We start from the raw sequence: 21,466 nt of genomic DNA on the forward strand, positions 1-21,466 counted from the left end.
ACATGCTGCAAGACCTCGTATTTGTCGGGCTCACGCTGGCCTGCTTTGTCGGCCTGCTGGGCTTTGTTCGCGCCTTGGTGCGCATCTGAGCGGGGGCTGACATGGGTTTAGTCTGGATCGAATATGCCGCCTTTGTGGCGGTGCTGGTGCTGCTCACCATCCCTATGGGATGGTGGCTGGCACGCTGCTTTACCAGCGCGCACGACAGCCGGTTGGAGCGCTGGACCTACGCCGCCATGGGCGTGGATCCGCAAGAGCGCATGGGCTGGCAGCGCTACGGCGCGGTGCTGGTGATGAGCAATGGCCTGCTGATGCTGCTGGGCTACCTGCTGTTGCGGCTGCAGGGCAGCCTGCCGCTCAATCCGCTGCAGAACGCTGCGCAGACGCCGGATCTGGCGTTCAATACCGCAGCCTCCTTCATCACCAACACCAACTGGCAGGCCTATGCGGGCGAGAGCAGCCTGAGCAATGCCACGCAGATGGTCGTGATCACCGGACTGATGTTTGCAGGCTCCGCCGCCGGCCTGGCTGCGGCTGCCGGCTTTGTGCGTGGGCTGGCCCGCGCGGGCAGCCAGGACATTGGCAACTACTGGGTAGATTTTGTGCGCATGCTCTGGCGTGTGCTGCTGCCGCTGTCACTGCTGCTGGCGCTGGTCTATGTCTGGCAGGGCGTGCCGCAGACCCTGGGCACCGAGGTGTTGGCCCATACCATCGATGGCGGCCGCACGCAGCAGCTGCTGATGGGGCCGGTCGCGAGTCTGGAGAGCATCAAGCACCTGGGGACGAACGGGGGCGGATTTTTCAGCATGAATGCGGCCCATCCTTTTGAGAACCCCACGCCGCTCACCAATATGCTGCACATCCTGGCGATGCTGCTGATCCCGGCGGGCATGACCTATGCGCTGGGATCGATGCTGCTCAAGCGCCGCCAGGGCTGGGTGTTCTTTGGCGCCAGCCTGATCATCTTCCTGGGCTTTCTGGCGCTGGTCTGGACAGGCGAGCAAAACGGCAGCGCCCTGCTGGCCCGCGCCGGTGCCGACCAGCAGTGGAGCACCACGCAAGCGGGCGGCAATATGGAGGGCAAGGAGCTGCGCTTTGGCATTACCGATACCGCCTTGTTTGTCACCACCACCACGGCTGCCACCACCGGCTCGGTCAATGCCATGCATGACTCGCTCACGCCGCTGGGCAGCATCACACCGCTGGCGCTGATGATGCTCAACTGCGTGTTTGGCGGCGATGGCGTTGGCCTCATCAACCTGCTGCAGTACGCCATCCTGACGGTGTTCCTGGCCGGCATGATGATCGGGCGCACGCCAGAGTTCCTGGGCAAGAAGATCGAGGTGCGCGAGATGAAGCTGGTGATGCTGTCGGTGCTGGCGCACCCGGCCTGCCTTTTGGGCTGGACGGCGCTGGCCATGCTCTGGCCGGGCGCGGCCGACAGCCTGAACAACCGGGGCCCGCATGGCTTTTCGGAAATTCTCTACGCCTATGCCTCGGCCACCGCCAACAACGGCTCGGCCTTTGCCGGCCTCAATGCCAACACGCCCTTCTTCAACACCACCTTGGGCCTGGCAATGCTGATGGGGCGCTACCTGACCCTGCTGCCGCTGCTGGCTGTCGCCGGCAGCATGGCCAGCAAGGCCAGTGTGCCCGCCGGAGCCGGCACCTTCCCCACCGCCACGCCGCTGTTCACCGGATTGCTGGTGTTTGTGGTGCTGGTGGTCGGCGGGCTCACCTTTTTGCCAGCGCTGGCGCTGGGGCCGGTGGTCGAACACCTGCAGATGCTGGCTGGGCAGCTCTACCCCTGAGCCCCCTCTCTTTGACCTGACATCCCAACTGATTTGACGCGAACCGGGGCACGGCCAGGCCGTGCCCGCAGGAGAAAAACATGACAAGCCTTGATTCCGATAAACGCCTGCCTACGCCCAGCGCGCAGCAGGCCGCCGCCCCCGCCGACGCAGGCTGGGGCCGCACTTTTGGCCGCACTTTGGGCAGCAGTGCCCGCGCCGCCGTGCTGGTGCTGCTGCTGTGCGGCGTGGCCTACCCGCTGGCCACGACCGGCGTCGCCCAGGCGCTGCTGCCCCATGCCGCCAATGGCTCGCTGGTGCTGCGCGATGGGCAGATCGTGGGCTCGGCCCTGATCGGCCAGTACTTTGACAGCGCCCGCTACTTCCATGGCCGGCCCAGCGCCACGACGGCGCCTGACCCCAATCAGGAGGGTGCCAGCATCGCTGCGCCCTATAACGCGGGCCTGTCTGGCGCCAGCAACCAGGGCGCCAGCAGCCAGGGGCTGGCCGATAGCGTGGCCGAACGTGTGGCGCAGTACCGCACGACCAATGGCCTGGCTGCCGATGCCGCCGTGCCGGTCGATGCGGTAACCGCCTCGGCATCGGGCCTGGATCCGCATATCTCGGTGGCCAATGCCAACTTGCAACTGGCCCGTGTGGCGCGCGAGCGGCAGTTGCCCCCCGCCCAGGTGCAGCAGTTGCTGGACCAGGCCACGCAGCAGCGCACCGGCTACTTGCTCGGTGAGCCGCGCGTGAACGTCCTGGCGCTCAATATGGCGCTCGATGCGCTGCCTACCCGGAGCCAACCATGAACACGAAAAAACTGACGGCCTCGGCCGGACTGGGTGATCTGGCGCTGCTGCAGGCCGCCGCCTGGGATGCGCTGCGCAAGCTCTCGCCCCGCCTGCAATGGACCAATCCGGTGATGTTTGTGGTCTACCTGGGCGCCTGGCTCACCAGTCTGCTGTGGCTGCAGAATCTGCTGACGGCACAGGGCAACAGCGGGTTTACGTTGGCCATTGCCGGTTGGCTCTGGTTCACCGTGCTGTTTGCCAACTTTGCCGAGGCGCTGGCCGAAGGGCGCAGCCGCGCGCAAGCGGCCAGCCTGCGCGGCATGAAGCGCGACACCGTCGCCAAGGTGCTGCAGCAAGCGCAGCATGGTGCCGCCTGGACGGCCCAGCCCGCCAGCAGCCTGACCAAGGGCACGTTCTTGCTGGTGGAAGCGGGCGATGTGATTGCGCTCGATGGCACCGTGGTCGAAGGCGTGGCCTCGGTCGATGAGAGTGCCATCACCGGCGAATCGGCCCCGGTGGTGCGCGAGGCCGGTGGCGATTTCTCGTCGGTGACCGGTGGCACGCGTGTGCTGTCCGACTGGCTGGTGGTCGAGGTCACGGTGAACCCGGGCGAGTCGTTTCTGGACCGCATGATCTCGATGGTCGAATCGGCCAAGCGCCAGAAGACGCCCAACGAGCTGGCACTGGGCATCCTGCTGGTGGGGCTCACCCTGGTGTTCCTGATGGTCATCGTCACGCTCTGGCCGTTCTCGGTGTTTGCCGTGGCGCAATCGGGCAGTGGCAGCGCCGTCAGCGTGGCCGTGTTGGTGGCGCTGCTGGTCTGCCTCATCCCCACCACCATCGGCGGCCTGCTGTCTGCGATTGGCGTGGCCGGCATGGGGCGCATGATGCAGGCCAATGTGATTGCCACCTCGGGCCGCGCGGTGGAGGCCGCCGGTGACGTGGATGTGCTGCTGCTGGACAAAACTGGCACCATCACCTTGGGCAACCGCCAGGCGAGCGAATTTTTACCAGCGCCTGGCGTGAGCGCCACGCAGCTAGCCGAGGCCGCCCAGCTCTCGTCACTGGCCGACGACACCCCGGAAGGCCGCAGTGTGGTGGCGCTGGCCCAGGAGCGCCATGGGCTGAGCCCCGCGGCTCTCGATCCCGCCCAGGCCCAGCCGGTGCCGTTTACCGCCCAGACCCGCATGAGCGGCCTGGACATCGCCACAGCCCAAGGCCAGCGCAGCCTGCGCAAGGGCGCGGCCGATGCGCTGCGCCGCCATGTCGAGGCGCTGGGCGGGCAGTTTCCGCAGGCGGTGCAGCTGGCGGTGGAGAGCGTCTCGCGCAAGGGCAGCACGCCGCTGGTCGTCGCCGATGGCGCGCGGGTGCTGGGCGTGATCGAGCTCAAGGACGTTGTCAAACCCGGCATGCGCGAGCGTTTTGCACAGCTGCGCCGCATGGGCATCCAGACCGTGATGGTGACCGGCGACAACCCGCTGACCGCTGCTGCCATTGCCGCCGAGGCGGGGGTGGACGACTACCTGGCCGAGGCCCGGCCCGAGGACAAACTGCAGCTGATCCGCAGCCACCAGGCCGCTGGCCGCCTGGTGGCCATGACGGGAGACGGCACCAACGATGCGCCCGCGCTGGCCCAGGCCGATGTGGCGGTCGCGATGAACAGTGGCACGCAAGCGGCCAAGGAAGCTGCCAACATGGTCGACCTGGACAGCAACCCCACCAAGCTCATCGAGGTGGTGGAGACCGGCAAGCAGATGCTGATGACGCGCGGCGCGCTCACCACCTTCAGCATTGCCAACGATGTGGCCAAGTACTTTGCGATCATCCCGGCTGCCTTTGTCGCCACCTACCCGCAGCTGGCCTCGCTCAACATCATGGGCTTGCACAGCGCCGATTCAGCGATTCTGAGCGCTGTCATCTTCAACGCGCTGATCATCATCGCGCTGGTGCCGCTGGCCTTGCGTGGCGTGCGCTACCGGGCGGTGGGCGCGGCTGCGTTGCTGCGCCGCAATCTGCTGGTCTACGGTCTGGGCGGTTTGCTGGTGCCGTTTGCCGGCATCAAGCTGATCGACATGCTGCTGACCGCCACTGGCTTGGTCTAAGGGCTTGGCCCACAATAGCGCCACCATGCCCAACCCCAGCAACACCCCCAGCGTACCTGCAGCCAGGCCCGACCCGGACGCACTGGTCGCCCAGCTCAAGGCCGACCAGCAGCAAGCGGCCCGCGGCAAGCTGCGCATCTACTTTGGCTCCAATGCCGGGGTGGGCAAGACCTATGCGATGCTGGCAGCGGCGCAGCGCGAGCGCCAGGCCGGCCGCCAGGTGCTGGTGGGCCTGGTGGAGACCCATGGCCGGGCCGAGACCGTGCAACAGCTCCATGGCCTGGAGCTGCTGCCGCGCCGCCTGTTGCCCCACCAGGGCCGCCAGCGCGAGGCCTTTGACCTGGATGCCGCGCTGGCGCGCCACCCGCAGGTGCTGCTGCTCGACGAGCTGGCCCACAGCAATGCGCCCGGCTCGCGCCACCCCAAGCGCTGGCAGGATGTGCAGGAGCTGCTCGATGCCGGCATCGATGTCTGGACCACGCTCAATGTGCAGCATCTGGAGAGCCTCAACGATGTGGTGGGCGGCATTGTCGGCATCCAGGTGCATGAGACCGTGCCCGACCACATCTTTGACGATGCCAGCGAGGTCATCGTCGTTGACCTGCCGCCCGAGGAACTGCTCAAGCGCCTCAAGGCCGGCAAGATCTACCCGCTGGAGCAGGCCGAGCGGGCCTCGCACCATTTCTTCCGCCTGGGCAATTTGCTGGCCCTGCGCGAGCTGGCGCTGCGCCGTACGGCCGACCGGGTCGATGAGGACATGCGCGACTACCGGCGCGAGCGCTCCATCGGTGATGTCTGGCCCACGCGCGAGCGCCTGCTGGTTGCAGTAGGCGGCCAGGCGGGGGACGACGCGCTCGTGCGCCAGGTAGCGCGCCTGGCCCGGCGGCTGGAGGCCGACTGGATGGTGGTCTATGTGGATGCGCCCGCGCGCCAGCACCGCTCGGCGCAGTCGCAGCAGGCCGTGCTCAAAACCTTGGCGCTGGCCGCGCGCCTGGGGGCCGATACCGCAACGATACCCGGCGCCCAGGTCGCCGCGGCGCTGGTCGATTTTGCGCGCGAGCGCAATGCCAGCCACCTGGTGCTCGCCCGCGTGCCGCCAACGGCGATGCGCTGGTGGCCCTGGGCGCCGTCGGGCCTGCCCGAGCAGATTGCGCGGCTGGACCCGGGCCTGGACGTGCTGCTGCTGTCCGTGCCCCGGCCGCGCAACCGGCCAGAACCCGCGCCGGCGCGCGAGGCGCCCTGGCCCTGGCGCGGCTACCTGGGCGCCAGCCTGGCCTGCGGCGCGGCGGCGCTGCTGGCGCAAGCTTTGCTGCAGGTGTTTGACCCGGCCAATGTGGTGATGCTGTTTTTGCTGGTGGTCGTGCTGTCGGCCTTGCGCTGGGGCCGGGGGCCGGGCGCCTGGGCGGCGCTCTTGTCGGTGCTGCTGTTTGATTTTTGCTTTGTGCCGCCGCGCAACTCCTTCGGCGTGAACGACACGCAGTACATCTTCACCTTCTGCCTGATGCTGGGCGTGGCCCTGGTCTGCGGCCAGCTGATGGCCAGGCTGCGCCATGAGGCGCGGGTGGCGGCCGAGCGCGAGCGGCGCGCGGGCGCGCTGGCGCGCCTGGCCCGTGATCTGTCGGGGGCGCTCACACAGGCGCAGGTGGTGCAGACGGCGCTGACGACGGTCTCGGGCGTGTTCGATGCGCGCACCGGCCTGCTGCTGCCCGATGCACAAGAGCAGCTGCATGTGGCGCCCGGTAGCGAGGCGGCGATTGATGCCAGCGTGGGCCGCTGGAGCATGGAGCACAGCCAGATGGCGGGCCGGGGTACGGACACCCTGGCCGCGTCGGACGCGCTGTATGTGCCGCTGATGGCGCCGGTGCGGGCGCGCGGCGTGCTGGTGCTGCAGCTGCGCACACCCGAGCGCTTGCGCGTGCCCGAGGAGCGGCGCCTGCTGGATGCCTGCGCCAGCCAGATTGCGCTGGCGCTAGAGCGCGTGCATTTTGTCGAGGTGGCCCAGCAGACCCAGGTGGCGATGGAGGGCGAGCGCATGCGCAACACCTTGCTGTCGTCGGTATCGCATGATTTGCGCACGCCGCTCACCAGCATCCTGGGTGCCGCCCAGGCCGGCCTGCCGCATGCGCCGCCGGGCCCGGCGCAAGACATGCTGCTGCAGATTCGCAACCAGGCCCAGGCCTTGCAGCAGCTGGTGGACAACCTGCTGGCCATGGCCCGGCTGCAGCAGGACGGTGTGCACCTGCAGCGCGCCTGGATCCCTGTCGATGAACTGGTGGGCAGTGCCTTGCGCCAGCTCGGCGGCCGCCTGGCCGATCACCCGGTGCAGCTGCAGCTGCCGGCCGACTTACCGCTGCTGTGGATCGATGCGGCGATGATGGAGCGGGTGCTCGTCAACCTGCTGGACAACGCCAGCAAATACACCCCCGTGGGCACCGCCGTGCGGGTGACGGCGCAGGTCGAGCGCGACCAGCTGCTCTTGCGCGTGCAGGACAGCGGGCCGGGACTGCCCGCGCACCTGGCGCCCGAGCAGCTGTTTGCTCCTTTCAGCCGGGGCCATGCCGAGTCCAGCATCTCCGGCATTGGCCTGGGCCTGGCACTGGCCCAGCGCATTGTGCAAGCCCATGGTGGCCATCTGGATGCCGCTGCGGCCGAGCCTGGGCCGGGGGCCGTGTTCAGCGTGGCGCTGCCGGTGTTGCCTCAGCCGGCGCTGGATTGATGGGTATGCGGCGCAGCAAGTAGATATCCATGATCCAGCCATGCTGGGCGCGTGCTGCGGCGCGGGCGGCCACAATGCGCTCGGCCGCCTCGGCCAGCGGGCCATGCGCCAGGCACTGCTGGGCCATGCCCAGGTAGGCGCCCCACCAAATGTAGACATCGCGGGCCTGCGCCGCCGGCAGGCTGCGAAAGCTGCACTGGCCGTCCAGCATCACCACCAGCGTGTCCACGCCGGCCGGCCAGCCTTGCTCGCGCAGCTGGCGGCCGGTGGTGACGGTAAAGGGCTGGCCAATGTCATTAACGGCGATCGCGTGCGCGGCGGTGAGCGCCTGCATCGAGGTGATGCCGGCGATGACCGTGACTTGCAGCGGTGCCGGCTGCATGCGCGCGGCAATGCGCAAGGTGCTGTCGTAGAGCGATGGATCGCCCCAGACCAGCAGGGCCACCTGCAGCACGCCGTTACCCGCACGCGGCTTCAAGCCGCTCTCCAGCGCCTGCGCAATCGCGGCCTGCCAGCGCAGGGTGATGGCCGCATGCCATTCGTCGACCTGGTTCAGGTAGTCATCGCCCTGGCTGCGGCGCTCGGGCATGTCAAAGCCATCGGTCTGCGGCGCGGGCTGCTGCAGCACGGCATCGCACAGCGACTGGCGCAGGGCCGCCAGCTCGGCCTTGTCCTCGCCCTTGTGGGGCAGCAGCAGCAGGTCGGCAGCATTCATCGCGGCGATGGCCTGGCGCGTCAGGTGGTCGGGGTTGCCGGTGCCAATGCCGATCAGGCTCAGCGCGACCGGCGGCAAGCTGCTGCTCATGCCTGGCCTTCAGCGCTGATTGGGTTTGAGGTGAGCGGCCGGTCGGTGGCGGTATCCACCGCAGCGGCGGGCGCCGGAAAGCGCGGCTCCGTGCCCTGGGGCCGGTAGCGGCGGTCGTAGTCGGTGGCGTAGAGGCGGCTTTCGCCAAAGTCCTCGGCGCTGATGCTGCGGCCCACCAGGATGATGGCGGTGCGCTCCATGCTGGTGGCCACCGCCTGGGCCAGTTGGCCCACGGTGGTACGCACAACGGTTTCATCGGGCCAGCTGGCGCGCCAGACGATGGCAGCCGGGCAGTCGGCGCCATAGTGCGGCAGCAGCTCGCTTTGCACTTTCTCGGCCACATGGATGGACAAATGGATCGCCAGCACCGCGCCCGTGGCGGCAAAGGCGGCCAACTGCTCGCCCTCGGGCATCGCAGTGGCGCGGCCGGAGGTACGCGTCAGCACTACCGACTGGCACAGGCCTGGCAAGGTCAATTCGGCGCCCAGGGTGGCGGCAGCCGCCGCAAACGAGGGCACGCCCGGCGTCACGCTGTAGGCAATGCCCAGCGCGCGCAGGCGGCGCAGCTGCTCGCCCATGGCCGACCAGACCGACAGGTCGCCCGAATGCAGGCGTGCCACATCCTGGCCCTGCGCATCGGCGGCGCGGATCTCTTCGACGATCTCGTCCAGGCTCATCGATGCGGTGTTGACGATGCGCGCGCCCGGCGGGCAATGGGCCAGCAGCTCGCGCGGGATCAGCGAGCCCGCATACAGGCAGACGGGGCAACTGGCCATCCGATCGCGGCCGCGCACGGTGATCAGGTCGGCAGCGCCGGGGCCGGCGCCGATGAAATGCACGGTCATGCCGTAACTCCTTGGGTTTGTGGATCAGCCGGGGGCAGGCCCGCTGCCAGACAACAATAGGGGGTGGTGCCACGCTCGCGCAGCGCGGCGGCCAGGGTGGCACTGCCATCGCCGGCGACCAGGCGGGCCAGCAGCAAGCGGGGCGCGGGTGCGGCCGCAGACAGGGCCACGGCCTCGGCCACGCTGCCGGTGCCGTAACGCGCCAAGAGGCGCGGCGACTGCGTGACCACCGGCTGCGCGGGCAGGGCCTCTTGCGCCACCGCCACCATCGCCACCGCAAAAGGCAGCTGCGCGGCCCACTGCTGCAGCGCGGGCCGCTGCTCCTTGCCTTGCAGCACCGCCACTGCGCAAAATTCGGCCAGCGCAGGCTGCTGCTGCTGGGCCTGCAGCCACAGCGCCTGCAGGTCGGCGGCCTGGGCCTGCGCACGCAAACCCAGCCCCAGCACCACACAGCGGTGGGGCGCTGCTTGCGTCATGCCTGCCAGCTCCACTGCACCAGCGGGCGCGCCGCCTTCCAGCTGCGCATGCGGCCCAGTGCTGCCGCGCTGGACAGCTCCAGCTGCAGCAGCTGGCCGCCCAGCTCGCCATGCAGCTGCACCAACAGCGCCTGGGTTTCCAGGGTCACGGCATTCACCACCAGGCGGCAGCCTGGCGGCATGTGGGCGCGCAATGCCGCAAACAGCGCCGCATCAAAACCGCCGCCGACAAACACCGCTTGCGGCGCCGGCAGGTCTTGCAAAGCTTCTGGCGCCAGGCCGTGCACCACCTGCATGCGGGCCTGCAGGCCAAAGCGCTCGGCATTGCTGCGGATATTGGCCACGCGCGTGGCATGCTGCTCAATGCTGGTGGCCAGGCCACCGGCCAGGCACCATTCGACGGCGACCGAGCCGGAGCCGCCGCCAATGTCCCAGAGCCGCTCCCCGCGCCGGGGGGCCAGCGTGGCCAGGGTCAGCGCACGCGCAGGCGCCTTGGTGATCTGGCCGTCGTGGGCATACCAGTCGTCGGGCCTGCCGGGCACGGTCGGCAAGGCGGGGCCGCCCTGGGCGATAAAGGCCACGGTCACGGGTGCCTGCGCAGGCTCAGCCTGCAGCGCAGCGGCGGCCGCATCGGCGCGCAGCATGCGGCAGCGCTCGCGCGGGCCGCCCACCGCTTCCATCACCCACAAGGGGCTTTGGCCCCAGCCTTCGTGGCTGAGCCAATCGGCCAACTGCACGACGGCCGCGCCATCGCGCAGCAAGGTGATCAGCTGGCGGCCAGGGGCCAGGCGGGGCAGCAGCTGCGCAATCGGGCTGGCATGCAGACCCACGCAGTCGCAGGCTTCCAGCCGCCAGCCCAGGCGGGCGGCGACCAGTGAAAATGTCGAGGTTTGGGCATGGCAGCGCCATTCCTCAGGCGACAAGTGCGCCGCCAGGCTGCCGCCCACGCCATACCAGAAGGGGTCGCCCGAGGCGAGCACCACCACCGGCCGGCCGCGCGCGGCCAGCACCGGGGCCAGATCAAAAGGCTGGGGCCAGGGGCGGCCGCGTGCATCGATGGCGGCCAGCTGCAGATGGCGGGGGCCGCCAAATACCAGCTCGGCCTGGTCCAATGCGTCTTTGGCCGCAGCGCTCAGGCCTGACAATCCATCCTCGTTCAACCCTATCAATGTCAACCACGGATCAGCCATGACGCATGTTCTCCTGCTGGGCGGCACCAGCGGCGCCAGCGAGTTGGCCCAGGCCCTGCACCAGGCGGGTGTGCGCGCCTGCTTCTCGTATGCCGGCGTCACCCAGCAACCCCTGGCCCAGCCCCTGCCCACGCGCAGCGGCGGCTTTGGCGGGCCCGAAGGCCTCGCCGCCTTTATCCGCGCCCAGGGCATCAGCCATGTGGTGGATGCCACCCACCCCTTTGCCGCGCAGATGAGCCGCCATGCCTGCGCGGCCTGCGCCGCCACCGGCACGCCCTTGCTGGCGCTGGAGCGCGCGCCCTGGCAGGCGCAGCCCGGCGACCGCTGGACGGAAGTGGCCAGCATGGCCGATGCCGCCAGCGCACTGCCCCAGGCGCCCAGCCGGGTGTTTCTGGCCGTGGGGCGCAAACAGCTCGATGCCTTTGCCCCCAACCCGAAGCACCACTACCTGCTGCGCCTGGTTGATGCACCTGTGCCCGGCAGCTTGCCGCTGCCCCGGCACACCGTGGTGCTGGGCCGGGGCCCTTTTGGCATGCAGGACGACCTGGCCTTGCTGCAGCAGCAGCGCATCGCCTGGCTGGTGGCCAAGAATGCCGGTGGCGCCGCCACGCGCGGCAAGATCGATGCCGCCCGTGCGCTGGGCTTGCCGGTCGTAATGGTGCAGCGCCCGGTGCTGCCCTTGCGGCCGCGCACGGAAAGCGTTGCGGATGTGCTGCATTGGCTGCGTCATGGCGCGTTGCCATCCACTGCGCCGTAGTAGCGCGGCGTGTAGGTGTAGCGGCCCACGCGGCGGGTGAGGCGGTTGCCCACCAGCACGACGGTGCGCATGTCGGCCATCTCGGGCTGGGCATCGGCGAGGCTGCAGACCTGCAGCGATTCCTCGGGCGTGGAGACGGCGCGGGCAAAAATCAGCAGACGCTCGGGCTCGCAATGCTGGCGCAGCAAGGCCAACAGGCGGTTGAAGCCTTCGGGCCGGCTGTGCGAGCGCGGGTTGTAGAAGGCCATCGCAAAATCGGCTTCGGCCGCCAGTTCCACCCGGCGGGCAATCACCGGCCAGGGCTTGAGGTTGTCCGACAGATTGATGCAGCAAAAATCATGGCCCAGCGGCGCGCCTGCGCGGGCGGCAGCGGCGAGCATCGCGGTAACGCCAGGCAAGACCTGCACGTCCAGTGCCAGCCAGTCCTGCGCTTGTGGTCCCTCAGCGCTTTCGATGGCTTCAAACACCGCCGATGCCATTGCGAACACGCCCGGGTCACCAGACGACACTACCACGACCTGCCGGCCTTGGGCGGCCAACTCCAGCGCCTGCCGGGCGCGGTCGAGCTCCACCCGGTTGTCCGAGGCGAGCCATTGCGGCTCGCGGCTGCCAGCGGCTGCGCTCTGCGCCACCAAGGCCTGCGCCCGCGCCACATAGGGGAAGTAGCCCACGACATCGTCGGCGGCCAGCAAGGCCTGCAGTACCGCAGGCGTGATCTGGTCCAGGTCGCCCGGGCCCAGGCCGGCAATGGTCAGTTGGCCGCTGCTTACCATGCGGCCTCCGGGCGGCGGCCCTGGCCGTGCACCAGCACGATCGCGAAATAGGGGCAGACTTCGTCGCCCACGTCACTGAGGCGGGCGACCAGCTGCTGGTCGGTGGTGCCGTTTTGCACCAGCCAGGCGGCATCGGCGCGGCCCGCGCGGGCGAGCGCGCGGCGGATGCGCGGCAGGTTGCGGCCCACCTTCATCACCACCAGCGCGTCGGCCGTGTCCATGCGTCGCACCAGCTCGTCTTCGGACAAGGTGCCGGTCATCACGCTCAGCACATCGTCGCCCCAGGTGATGGGCTCACCGGTGGCATGCCAGCAGCCCACCATGCCGGGGATGCCGGGCACCACCTGCAGGTCCACATCGCCGCGCGCACGCAGCCGGGTGTAGAGGTGCATGAAGGAGCCGTAGAGAAAGGGATCGCCCTCGCAGAGCACGATGACCTGTTCCTGCCGGGCCAGTTCGGCCAGGCGCAGGCACCAGTCGTCGTAAAACTGCGCCAGCTGCTGCACATAGGCGGGGCTGTCCACCGGGATTTCGGTGGTCACCGGGTACTCCATCGGGTACTCGGCGGCCTGGCCGCTGAGCATGCCTTCGACCAGCTGGCGCGCCTTGCCGGGCCGGCCTTTTTTGCGGAAAAAGGCCACATGGCGGGCGCCGCGCACCAGGCGGTCGGCCTTGATGCTCATCAGTTCGGGATCGCCCGGGCCCAGGCCCACGCAGATGATGCCCGTTGTGGCGACGCTGGTCTTATTCAACATGGCTGGCCATGGCATTGACGGCGGCCACGGTCATCGCCGAGCCGCCCAGGCGCCCGCGCACGATCATCGCCGGCACCGGCAGGTCCTGCATCAGCGCCTCTTTGGACTCGGCCGCGCCGATAAAGCCGACCGGGAAGCCGATGATGGCCGCAGGGCGGGGGCAGCTCGGGTCCTGCAGCATGTTGAGCAAGTGAAAGAGGGCGGTCGGCGCATTGCCGATGGCCACCACGGCACCGGCCAGGTGCGGGCGCCACAGCTCCAGCGCCGCAGCGCTGCGGGTATTGTTCATTTGCTGCGCCAGCTCGGCCACAGCGGGCTCGTGCAAGGTGCAGATCACCGGGTTGCCGGCGGGCAGGCGCGAGCGGGTAATGCCTTCGCTGACCATGCGCACATCGCAGAGCACGGGCGCGCCGGCCTCCAGCGCGCGCTGGCCTGCCGCGACTGCGCCGGCGGAAAACTGCACATGCGCGGCCAGCTCGACCATGCCGGCGGCATGGATCATGCGCACCGCCACGCGCTCCTCACCGGGGGTGAAGCGCTGCAGATCGGCCTCGCGGCGGATCGTGGCGAAGGACTGCCGGTAGATCTCGGCGCCATTGGTTTCGTAGGTATGAACCATTACATTTCTTCAAACAACAGCCCGGGATTGTCGCGCAGACTGCGCGCGCTCCAGCGGGAATCGGGGACGGCCTGGGCCGTGGCATGGCGGCCGCGCCCATAGACGGGCCCATCGCCGCCCGCTTGGGCCACCAAGGTGACAGTGGCGGGCAGCTGGCGTGCGCAGCCTTTGCTGCAGCCCGAGACATGCAGGTGCGCGCCCTCGGGCACATGGGGGGCCAGGGCGAGCGCTAGATCCTGCGTGGGCGCCAGGGCTTGGCGGCAACCGGGCGCGCCGCTGCAGGCCGAGACGCGCAGCCGCGCATCTTGCGCGTCGCAGATCCAGTGGTCGTGGTCGGTCAAGCCCGCCCCTGGCATGCCCTGGGGCGCAAGGCCTTCGACCAGCAGCATGCGCCAGGGTGTGAGCCGCAGGCCCGTGATGCCGCTGCGCGCCAGGCGCGCCAGCGCACTGGCAGCAACCCGGCCCAGCGGCGCGGCCACCAACAGGCCAAGACCGCACTGCCAGCCCGGTTTTGGCTGGCTCGCTGCGGCCAGGTATGGGGGCGCTTCGTGCAGGCCAGCGGGCAAGGCCAGCGGTGGCAGCGCGCCTGTATGGGCTTGGGCCTGGCGCAGCAGCTGGGGCAGGCGGCCGGGGTGTTCGCCGGCTGCACGCCGCGCGCATGCCTGCGCCGCACACCAGCGGGCCAGTGTCAGGGCGGCTTGCACGCTGAGGATGGCGTTGTCTGCCCGCCAGGCGATGGGGTAGCCGGGCACCTGCAGCAGCCAGCCTTGGGCGCCATCGCGAACCAATTGCACATCCGCCGCGACCTCGGCGAGGCCGCCATGGCGGCCGCTGGCCAGCGAGACGCCAAATTTGGCAGGCAGGCCTTCCAGCGCGGTATCGGCCAGCAGCGCCTGCTGCAAGGCCTCGGCCAGTGCGAGTACGCCGTCACCGGGCTGGCACAGCGGGTCGATGACCAGGTTGCGCAGCTGCTCCTGGCGGGCATCGCCATCGAGCAGGCCCTGCGCGGCCAGGGCCGCCAGCAGCGCGCCATGCCCCGCAGGGGCGACGCCGCGCAGCTGGATATTGGCGCGGCTGGTCAGCTCCAGCAGGCCGGCGCCATGCTCGCTGGCCAGCTCGGCCAAGCGCAGCGCCTGCCCGGCCGACAGCCTGCCCAGCGGTGGGCGCACCCGCACCACCAGCCCATCGCCAGAGGCCATGGGCTGCCAGGCGCCAGGACACCAGCCTTGGGTCTGTGGAAGGGGGGAGGGTGGGGTGGCAAACATGGAGCAGGCGGCAGCGCAGTCGCAATGCCGGGGTGCTGAAGTGTAGCGAAGTGCCCGCTTGCTGCCGGCCAGCAGGCACAAACCACCCCGGTTTTTTGTCACAATCGGGCGCATGACGCTTGCTGCCCCCCGCATCCTCTTGGTGGACGATGATCCGCATATCCGCCGCTTTGTGCGTCTGGCCATGGAGGACGAAGGCTGGCAGGTCTTTGAGGCCGACAGCGCAAGGCGTGGCCTGATTGAGGCGGCCAGCCGCCAGCCCGATGCGCTGGTGCTGGACCTGGGCCTGCCCGATGCCGATGGCAAGACGCTGATCACCGAGCTGCGCGGCTGGAGCGGCCTGCCGGTGCTGGTGCTCTCGGCCCGCGACCAGGAGGACGAGAAAGTGGCGGCGCTCGATGCGGGCGCTGACGACTACCTGAGCAAACCCTTTGGCGTGCCCGAGCTGCTGGCGCGCCTGCGCGTGATGCTGCGCCGCAGCCAGCGCAGTGGCGGCGAGCAGCCTGGCAGTACGGTGCACTTTGGCGATGTGGAGGTGGACCTGGCAACGCACGAGGTGCGCCAGGCGGGCGCTGCCGTACACCTGACGCCGATCGAGTTCCGGCTGCTGGCGGCGCTGATCGCCGGCCAGGGCCGGGTGCTGACGCACCGCCAGCTGTTGCTGCAGGTCTGGGGGCCGGAGTACCTGGACCGGCCGCACTACCTGCGCGTGCACATGGCCAACCTGCGCCAGAAGATCGAGGCCGAGCCGGCCCAGCCCCGGCACCTGCTTACCGAGCTGCAAGTGGGCTACCGTCTGGTGGGGTTACAGGGCTGATGCCCTTATAATCGCGTTCCATCCGAGGAGCGTTGCAGCGTTTCCCAGTCTGGCCAGGCGCCAGACCACCATGGGGCGTGAGGCTCGGATTTCATCTCGCAACGACGCTCACCCACGCTTTCTGTGCGGTGAGATGGTTCTTCCCTTCTTCCGCGGAACGTGGTTTTTCATTCAATTTTTGGAGAAAACCATGAACGCTGCTGTTCGCTTCAATCCCGCTGACTCCGCGATTACCGATATTTCCCTGGCCGCTTGGGGCCGCAAGGAAATCAAGATCGCCGAAACCGAAATGCCTGGCCTGATGGCCGTGCGTGAAGAGTTCGCCGCTGCCCAGCCCTTGAAGGGCGCGCGCATCACCGGCTCGCTGCACATGACCATCCAGACCGCCGTGCTGATCGAGACGCTGACGGCGCTGGGCGCCCAAGTGCGCTGGGCCTCGTGCAACATCTTCTCGACCCAGGACCACGCAGCAGCGGCCATCGCCGAGACCGGCGTGCCCGTGTACGCGATCAAGGGCGAGTCGCTCAAGGACTACTGGGACTACACCCACGCGATCTTTGAATTCGGCGCCAAGGGCACCGAAGGCGAAGGCCCGAACATGATCCTGGACGACGGCGGCGATGCCACCATGCTGATGCACCTGGGCAAGAAGGCCGAGAAGGACATCTCCGTGCTGGCCAACCCCGGCAGCGAAGAAGAGAAGATTGTGTTTGCCGCGATCAAGGCCAAGCTGGCCGTCGATCCGACTTGGTACAGCCGCAAGTCGGCCCAGATCCTGGGCGTGACCGAAGAGACCACTACTGGCGTGCACCGCCTGAACGAAATGTCGGCCAACGGCTCGCTGCTGTTCCGCGCGATCAACGTCAACGACTCGGTGACCAAGTCCAAGTTCGACAACCTCTACGGCTGCCGCGAATCGCTGGTGGACGGCATCAAGCGCGCCACCGATGTGATGATCGCCGGCAAAGTGGCCGTGGTCGCTGGCTACGGTGACGTGGGCAAGGGCTGCGCCCAGGCGCTGACTGCGCTGCGCGCGCAAGTCTGGGTGACCGAGATCGACCCGATCAATGCCCTGCAAGCGGCGATGGAAGGCTACAAGGTCGTGACCATGGAGTACGCCGCTGACAAGTGCGATATCTTCGTGACCACCACTGGCAACAAGGACATCATCCGCCACGAGCACATGGTCGCGATGAAGGACGAGGCCATCGTCTGCAACATCGGCCACTTCGACAACGAAATCGATGTCGCATCGATCGAAAAGTACGAGTGGGAAGAGATCAAGCCGCAAGTCGACCACATCACCTTCCCCGATGGCAAGAAGATCATCCTGCTGGCCAAGGGCCGCCTGGTGAACCTGGGTTGCGCCACCGGCCACCCCAGCTTTGTGATGTCCAACTCCTTTGCCAACCAGACGCTGGCGCAGATCGAGCTGTTCACCCGCCCCGACGCCTACGAAGTGGGCAAGGTCTATGTGCTGCCCAAAGTGCTGGACGAGAAGGTCGCACGCCTGCACCTGAAGAAGGTCGGCGCCCAGCTGACCGAGCTGACCCAGGCGCAAGCGGACTACATCGGCGTGAAGAAGGAAGGCCCTTACAAGCCTGAAACCTACCGTTATTAAATTGAGCGGTAATCCCAGCGCCTGGTGACACCGTTGTGTGCCGCTAGGCGCTGCAGCCCTGTTGGGCATTTGTTGTGAAGACGGGCTGCTCCGCTTGGGCGGGCCAGCCGGTCGTTTTGATTGAAGGAACGCGCATGCGCGCAGATGTGTTTTTGGTGGAAACGGGCCTGGCGTCGACCCGCTCGCAGGCGCAGCGCCTGATTGCTGCGGGTGTGCAATGGCGCACCACCTCGCTGGCCCCCTGGATCAAGGTGGCCAAGAACGGGGACGAGATTCCAGGAGGCGCCCAGGTGGAGCTGCTCGATGACTCGGAAGCCAAGTACATCTCGCGCGGCGGCTTGAAGCTCGAAGGCGCGCTGGTGGCGACCGGCCTGGTGGTCCGGGACCTGCGCTGCCTGGACGTGGGCCAGAGCACCGGTGGCTTTACCGACTGCCTGCTGCAGGCCGGTGCCCAGCAGGTGATCGGTGTCGATGTCGGCACGGGCCAGCTGCACGAGCGCCTGCGCGCCGATGCGCGCGTGGTCTGTGTCGAGGGCTTCAATGCCCGCGCGCTGACGCCCGAGTCCTTGCAGGCGGCCTGCGATCTGGCTTTGACCGAGATCGTCTTGGAAGAAGAGGACAACGACACCCAGCCGGTGGCCCCTTATGCCTGGATGCGCAATGGCGGCCAGATCGATGAGGAATACGACGACAGCCAGGACGCCAAAGAGCAGGAGATCGAGGACTTCAAGGCAGAGCGCAATGCCAAGCAGCGCGCCAAGGCAGAAGGCACGGCTCCGGTCGAGCGCCGCCGCCGCGCCGGCACCGAGAACGTCGATATCCGCCCCGAGTTTGACTTTGTCACCGGCGATCTGTCCTTTATCTCGCTGACCCTCGTGCTGCCAGCGGTGGTGAGCGTGCTCAAGCCCGGCGGCCAGCTGCTGATGCTGGTCAAGCCCCAGTTCGAGCTGCAGCCCGGCCAGATAGGCAAGGGCGGCATTGTGCGCGACAAGGCCTTGTACGCCGAGGTGGAACAGCGCATCCGCGCCTGCCTCGCCGAGCTGGGCCTGGAGGTCAAGCAATGGCTGGATTCGGTCATCGATGGCGGTGACGGCAACCATGAGTTCTTTGTGCATGCCCAGCAAGGCGCCGTGGTGAAGCTGCCTGCGCCTGCGGCAGCCGATGCCAGCGATGAGGCCCCTGCCGCGCCTGCCGCGCCAGCGAAGAAGGCCGCAGCCAAGCGCCCATCGCGGGCCGATATGCGTGCCAAGCGCGATCTGCAGGAGCTGTATGTGGACCCAGAAGCGGCCAGCTTTGGCCAGCCCGGCCCGGCACGCAGCAAGCAGAAAAAACGCAACGAGCGCTGAGTATTGACGACCTGGAAGACGGCCATGACCTTTCCCATCAGTTTTGAATTTTTCCCGCCCAAGACGCCCGAAGGCGCTGACAAGCTGCGTGTGGTGCGCCAGGCGCTGTATGCGCGCAAGCCCCAGTTCTGCTCGGTGACCTATGGGGCCGGCGGCTCCACGCAAGAGGGCACCTTTGGCGTGGTCAAGGCCATCCTTGATGAGGGCGTGGATGCGGCATCGCACTTCTCCTGCGTGGGCGCGACCAAGCAGACGGTACGTGCGCAGCTGCAGCAGCTCAAGGACATGGGCGTCAAGCGCCTGGTGGCCTTGCGCGGCGACTTGCCCAGTGGCTATGGCCTGGGTGGCGAGTTTCACTACGCCAGCGATCTGGTGACGTTTATCCGCGACGAATTCGGCCAGGATTTCCACATCGAAGTGGCCGCCTACCCGGAGATGCACCCGCAGGCGCGCAACCCTGAAGCGGACCTGCAGGCCTTTCTGGCCAAGGTGAAAGCCGGTGCCGATTCGGCCATCACGCAGTACTTCTTCAACGCCGATGCCTTTTGCAGATTTCAAGAAGATTTACAAAAACGCGGGGTAGACCTGCCGGTCATCCCGGGTATTATGCCGATCACCGGATCGACGCAGCTGATGCGCTTTTCGGATGCCTGCGGTGCCGAGATCCCGCGCTGGATTCGTCTGCGACTGCAAGGCTATGGAGATGATGTTGCCAGCATCCGCGCCTTTGGCCTGGATGTGGTGACCCAGATGTGCGAGGACCTGCGCCGCCGTGGTGCCGTCGGCCTGCACTTCTACACCATGAACCAAAGCGCAGCCACACTGGCGATCTGCGACCGGCTGGGGCTGTAGCCAACAGCGCTGTGGTCTTGCAGCGCGGTGGCCCCGAATGTGCCGAACGCGGAAAGACCAGGAGTTGCTGTTGCCCTCATCCACACGATCGCGATGCCGAGGCTGGCTGGCCGCTGTCAGCCTGGCCGCGCTCGCCGGTGGCTGCGTGCATGTGCCCAGCGACAGCGACGGCGCTGCGCCCGATGGCACGGCGCCCGATGGCGTGACGCAGAGCACAGCGCAAGGCCCTGTGCATCCCGAAGCCGCATTCACAGCCCCCGAGCGCTCGGCCGCCGAGTCGGCCATCACCTCCACCGCGCCTGAAGAGCTGGCCGCGCTGTCCGGTGAGCGCCGTGGCCTGGGCCTGGTGCTGCCGCCGTCGGCGCCGCTCAGCAGCATCGATGGGCTCTCGCGCCCTTGGGATGTGCCCGATATTCCTCCCGCCCTCAAGCAAGACCCTTACCGCTCGGCCGACCAGCAAGGCATGGCCTCCTGGTATGGCGGCCAGTTCCATGGCCGCAAGACGGCCAATGGCGAGCGCTTTGACAAGGAAGGCCTGACGGCAGCCCACAAGACCCTGCCTTTTGGCACCCAGGTCTGCGTGCGCAGCATGGTCACCGGCAAGGCCGTGGTGGTGCGCATCAATGACCGGGGCCCTTATGCCGGCGACCGCATCATCGACCTGAGCCAGGGCGCGGCCCAGGAGCTGGGCATGCTGGGCCTGGGCATCAAGCCGGTGGAGCTGTGGACCCTGGATGACGATGACGACGACTGCCCCTCATTTGTGCTGGCCGGGCGGCGCGGCAGCGGGGCACTGGCCGGTGATGCCGCGCCCCGCAGTCACCAGGCGGCCAAGGCCGCGGCGCACCCTGGCCGCGTGCGGGCCGTGGTACCCGCCGCCAAGGCCCGGGCCAAGCCTGCCAAGGCCGCACCCGCAGCACGGCGCAAAAAGTAAAACCGCAGCACACAAAAGCAAAAACGCAGGCCCATCTTTGTCGATGGCCTGCGTTTTTCTGTCCGGGGTTGACCCGGGCGGCGTTGTCTTTCCCGCCTGCGCTGCTTACTTGCCGCCGCTCTCCAGCACATAGCCGGCATTGCTGTCCTGCTGCAGCAGCTCGGCCATCTGGGGCAGGGCCACCTTGAGCTGGTCCTTCAGGGTGAACGGCGGGTTGATCAGGAACATGCCGCTGGCGGGCAGACCGGGGCGCTTTTCTTCGCCCTGGCGCATGGCGGTGGTGATCTTGCTGTTCTTGACCGTCAGCTCGGCATTGAGCCAGCTCTTGCCAAACTTGTTGGCCAGGGTCTTGAGGCGGCGCGGCAGGTCATGGGCTTCCTGGCGCGGAATGATCGGGTACCAGACCGCATAGGTGCCGGTGGGAAAGCGCTGCATGCTGTCGGCCACCATGTCGAGCACACGGCCGTAGTCGGTCTTCATCTCGTAGCTGGGGTCGCACAACAAAAAGGCGCGGCGCGATGGCGGGGGCAGAAATTTCTTCACGCCCTCAAAGCCGTCTTCCAGCAGCACCTGGACCTGGCGGCCGGCCTTCAGCTGCGCGATATTGCCACTCAGCGAGCGGCAGTCGGTGGGGTGCAGCTCAAACAGCTTGAGCTTGTCGCGGTCGCCCAGCAGGCGCTGCGCGATAAAGGGCGAGCCCGGGTAGACCTTGTAGGTGTTGCTGGTGTTGAAGGCTTTGACCATGTCCACATAGTCCTGCAGCATGGGGCACAGGTCCTTGGCACCTTCGAGGCGGCGAATGCCCTCGTCGGCCTCGGCGCTGGTGGTGGCGTAGTCGCCGTCCAGGCGGTACAGACCCGCCCCGGCATGGGTGTCCAGTGCAACCAATGCCGCCTCTTTTTGCGTCATGTATTGCAGGGAGGCAATCAGGATGGTGTGCTTGAGCACATCGGCGTGATTGCCGGCATGGAAGGCGTGGCGGTAACTGAACATAGGGCGCCAATGGTAG

At 67.8% G+C, this 21,466-nt stretch carries 19 protein-coding genes and 1 riboswitch; of the genes, 10 read left to right on the forward strand and 9 right to left on the reverse strand.

Annotated features, from left to right (window positions below; genetic code table 11):
* Positions 1 to 101: 101 nt before the first annotated feature.
* The 4 genes from kdpA to N4T19_RS19830 all read left to right on the forward strand — a co-directional run bounded on the left by kdpA (position 102) and on the right by N4T19_RS19830 (position 7,402).
* Complete coding sequence (gene kdpA, locus N4T19_RS19815) at positions 102 to 1,811, forward strand: potassium-transporting ATPase subunit KdpA (protein ID WP_182344941.1); 1,710 nt, start codon at positions 102 to 104, stop codon at positions 1,809 to 1,811.
* Positions 1,812 to 1,891: 80 nt separating this feature from the next.
* Positions 1,892 to 2,602: a potassium-transporting ATPase subunit KdpC gene (kdpC, locus tag N4T19_RS19820; protein ID WP_260718828.1), complete on the forward strand. Its 711-nt coding sequence runs from the start codon at positions 1,892 to 1,894 to the stop codon at positions 2,600 to 2,602.
* Positions 2,599 to 4,686, forward strand: a complete 2,088-nt coding sequence (kdpB, locus tag N4T19_RS19825) for a potassium-transporting ATPase subunit KdpB (RefSeq protein WP_260718829.1) — start codon at positions 2,599 to 2,601, stop codon at positions 4,684 to 4,686. Before kdpC ends, kdpB begins: the two co-directional genes overlap by 4 nt.
* Positions 4,687 to 4,711: 25 nt before the next feature.
* The gene (locus N4T19_RS19830; RefSeq protein WP_260718830.1) at positions 4,712 to 7,402 is read left to right on the forward strand and encodes a sensor histidine kinase; all 2,691 of its coding nucleotides are present in this window, start codon (positions 4,712 to 4,714) and stop codon (positions 7,400 to 7,402) included.
* On the opposite strand, the gene cobF is transcribed toward N4T19_RS19830, so the two are convergent.
* Genes cobF through cbiE form a run of 4 tightly spaced genes read right to left on the reverse strand, consistent with a single transcriptional unit; the run spans position 7,359 to position 10,718 of the window.
* Positions 7,359 to 8,207, reverse strand: a complete 849-nt coding sequence (cobF, locus tag N4T19_RS19835) for a precorrin-6A synthase (deacetylating) (RefSeq protein ID WP_260718831.1) — start codon at positions 8,205 to 8,207, stop codon at positions 7,359 to 7,361. The genes N4T19_RS19830 and cobF overlap by 44 nt on opposite strands.
* Complete coding sequence (gene cobM / locus N4T19_RS19840; RefSeq protein WP_182344945.1) at positions 8,204 to 9,052, reverse strand: precorrin-4 C(11)-methyltransferase; 849 nt, start codon at positions 9,050 to 9,052, stop codon at positions 8,204 to 8,206. The genes cobF and cobM overlap by 4 nt, the downstream gene beginning before the upstream one ends.
* A complete protein-coding gene (locus N4T19_RS19845) occupies positions 9,049 to 9,528 on the reverse strand; it encodes a cobalamin biosynthesis protein (RefSeq protein ID WP_260718832.1) in 480 nt (159 codons plus the stop codon). The genes cobM and N4T19_RS19845 overlap by 4 nt, the downstream gene beginning before the upstream one ends.
* On the reverse strand, positions 9,525 to 10,718 hold the full coding sequence (gene cbiE, locus N4T19_RS19850) for a precorrin-6y C5,15-methyltransferase (decarboxylating) subunit CbiE (RefSeq protein WP_260718833.1): 1,194 nt from the start codon (positions 10,716 to 10,718) through the stop codon (positions 9,525 to 9,527). Before cbiE ends, N4T19_RS19845 begins: the two co-directional genes overlap by 4 nt.
* Here cbiE and N4T19_RS19855 point away from each other — a divergent pair.
* The gene (locus N4T19_RS19855; RefSeq protein WP_260718834.1) at positions 10,717 to 11,475 is read left to right on the forward strand and encodes a cobalt-precorrin-6A reductase; all 759 of its coding nucleotides are present in this window, start codon (positions 10,717 to 10,719) and stop codon (positions 11,473 to 11,475) included. The two genes, cbiE and N4T19_RS19855, sit on opposite strands and share 2 nt — an antisense overlap.
* Here the strand turns inward: N4T19_RS19855 and cobJ are convergent.
* The 4 genes from cobJ to N4T19_RS19875 are packed head-to-tail and all read right to left on the reverse strand — an operon-like array spanning position 11,445 to position 14,821.
* Complete coding sequence (gene cobJ, locus N4T19_RS19860) at positions 11,445 to 12,248, reverse strand: precorrin-3B C(17)-methyltransferase (protein ID WP_260718835.1); 804 nt, start codon at positions 12,246 to 12,248, stop codon at positions 11,445 to 11,447. The genes N4T19_RS19855 and cobJ overlap by 31 nt on opposite strands.
* Positions 12,242 to 13,003 (reverse strand): precorrin-2 C(20)-methyltransferase, encoded by a 762-nt coding sequence (cobI, locus tag N4T19_RS19865; RefSeq protein WP_260718836.1) that lies wholly within the window; start codon positions 13,001 to 13,003, stop codon positions 12,242 to 12,244. The genes cobJ and cobI overlap by 7 nt, the downstream gene beginning before the upstream one ends.
* Positions 12,993 to 13,622 (reverse strand): precorrin-8X methylmutase, encoded by a 630-nt coding sequence (locus N4T19_RS19870; protein ID WP_116927860.1) that lies wholly within the window; start codon positions 13,620 to 13,622, stop codon positions 12,993 to 12,995. Before N4T19_RS19870 ends, cobI begins: the two co-directional genes overlap by 11 nt.
* On the reverse strand, positions 13,622 to 14,821 hold the full coding sequence (locus N4T19_RS19875) for a precorrin-3B synthase (protein WP_260718837.1): 1,200 nt from the start codon (positions 14,819 to 14,821) through the stop codon (positions 13,622 to 13,624). Before N4T19_RS19875 ends, N4T19_RS19870 begins: the two co-directional genes overlap by 1 nt.
* A gap of 178 nt (positions 14,822 to 14,999) precedes the next feature.
* Here N4T19_RS19875 and N4T19_RS19880 point away from each other — a divergent pair, with 178 nt between their 5' ends.
* The 5 genes from N4T19_RS19880 to N4T19_RS19900 all read left to right on the forward strand — a co-directional run bounded on the left by N4T19_RS19880 (position 15,000) and on the right by N4T19_RS19900 (position 20,457).
* A complete protein-coding gene (locus tag N4T19_RS19880; RefSeq protein WP_182344951.1) occupies positions 15,000 to 15,704 on the forward strand; it encodes a response regulator in 705 nt (234 codons plus the stop codon).
* An 18-nt stretch (positions 15,705 to 15,722) separates the two neighbouring features.
* A riboswitch (S-adenosyl-L-homocysteine riboswitch) is annotated at positions 15,723 to 15,821 on the forward strand.
* A 73-nt stretch (positions 15,822 to 15,894) separates the two neighbouring features.
* On the forward strand, positions 15,895 to 17,325 hold the full coding sequence (ahcY, locus tag N4T19_RS19885) for an adenosylhomocysteinase (RefSeq protein ID WP_116927713.1): 1,431 nt from the start codon (positions 15,895 to 15,897) through the stop codon (positions 17,323 to 17,325).
* 134 nt (positions 17,326 to 17,459) lie between these two features.
* Complete coding sequence (locus tag N4T19_RS19890; RefSeq protein WP_260718838.1) at positions 17,460 to 18,671, forward strand: TlyA family RNA methyltransferase; 1,212 nt, start codon at positions 17,460 to 17,462, stop codon at positions 18,669 to 18,671.
* A 24-nt stretch (positions 18,672 to 18,695) separates the two neighbouring features.
* Positions 18,696 to 19,523, forward strand: coding sequence for a methylenetetrahydrofolate reductase [NAD(P)H] (gene metF / locus N4T19_RS19895; RefSeq protein WP_021026904.1), 828 nt, complete (start codon positions 18,696 to 18,698; stop codon positions 19,521 to 19,523).
* A 70-nt stretch (positions 19,524 to 19,593) separates the two neighbouring features.
* Positions 19,594 to 20,457 (forward strand): septal ring lytic transglycosylase RlpA family protein, encoded by an 864-nt coding sequence (locus N4T19_RS19900; protein WP_260718839.1) that lies wholly within the window; start codon positions 19,594 to 19,596, stop codon positions 20,455 to 20,457.
* A 105-nt stretch (positions 20,458 to 20,562) separates the two neighbouring features.
* Here N4T19_RS19900 and N4T19_RS19905 read toward each other — a convergent pair whose 3' ends face one another.
* Positions 20,563 to 21,450 (reverse strand): 23S rRNA (adenine(2030)-N(6))-methyltransferase RlmJ, encoded by an 888-nt coding sequence (locus N4T19_RS19905; RefSeq protein WP_021026902.1) that lies wholly within the window; start codon positions 21,448 to 21,450, stop codon positions 20,563 to 20,565.
* Between the last annotated feature and the right edge of the window lie 16 nt (positions 21,451 to 21,466).

The sequence above is a fragment of the Comamonas squillarum genome, from assembly GCF_025309455.1.
Lineage (GTDB): Bacteria > Pseudomonadota > Gammaproteobacteria > Burkholderiales > Burkholderiaceae_C > Comamonas > Comamonas squillarum.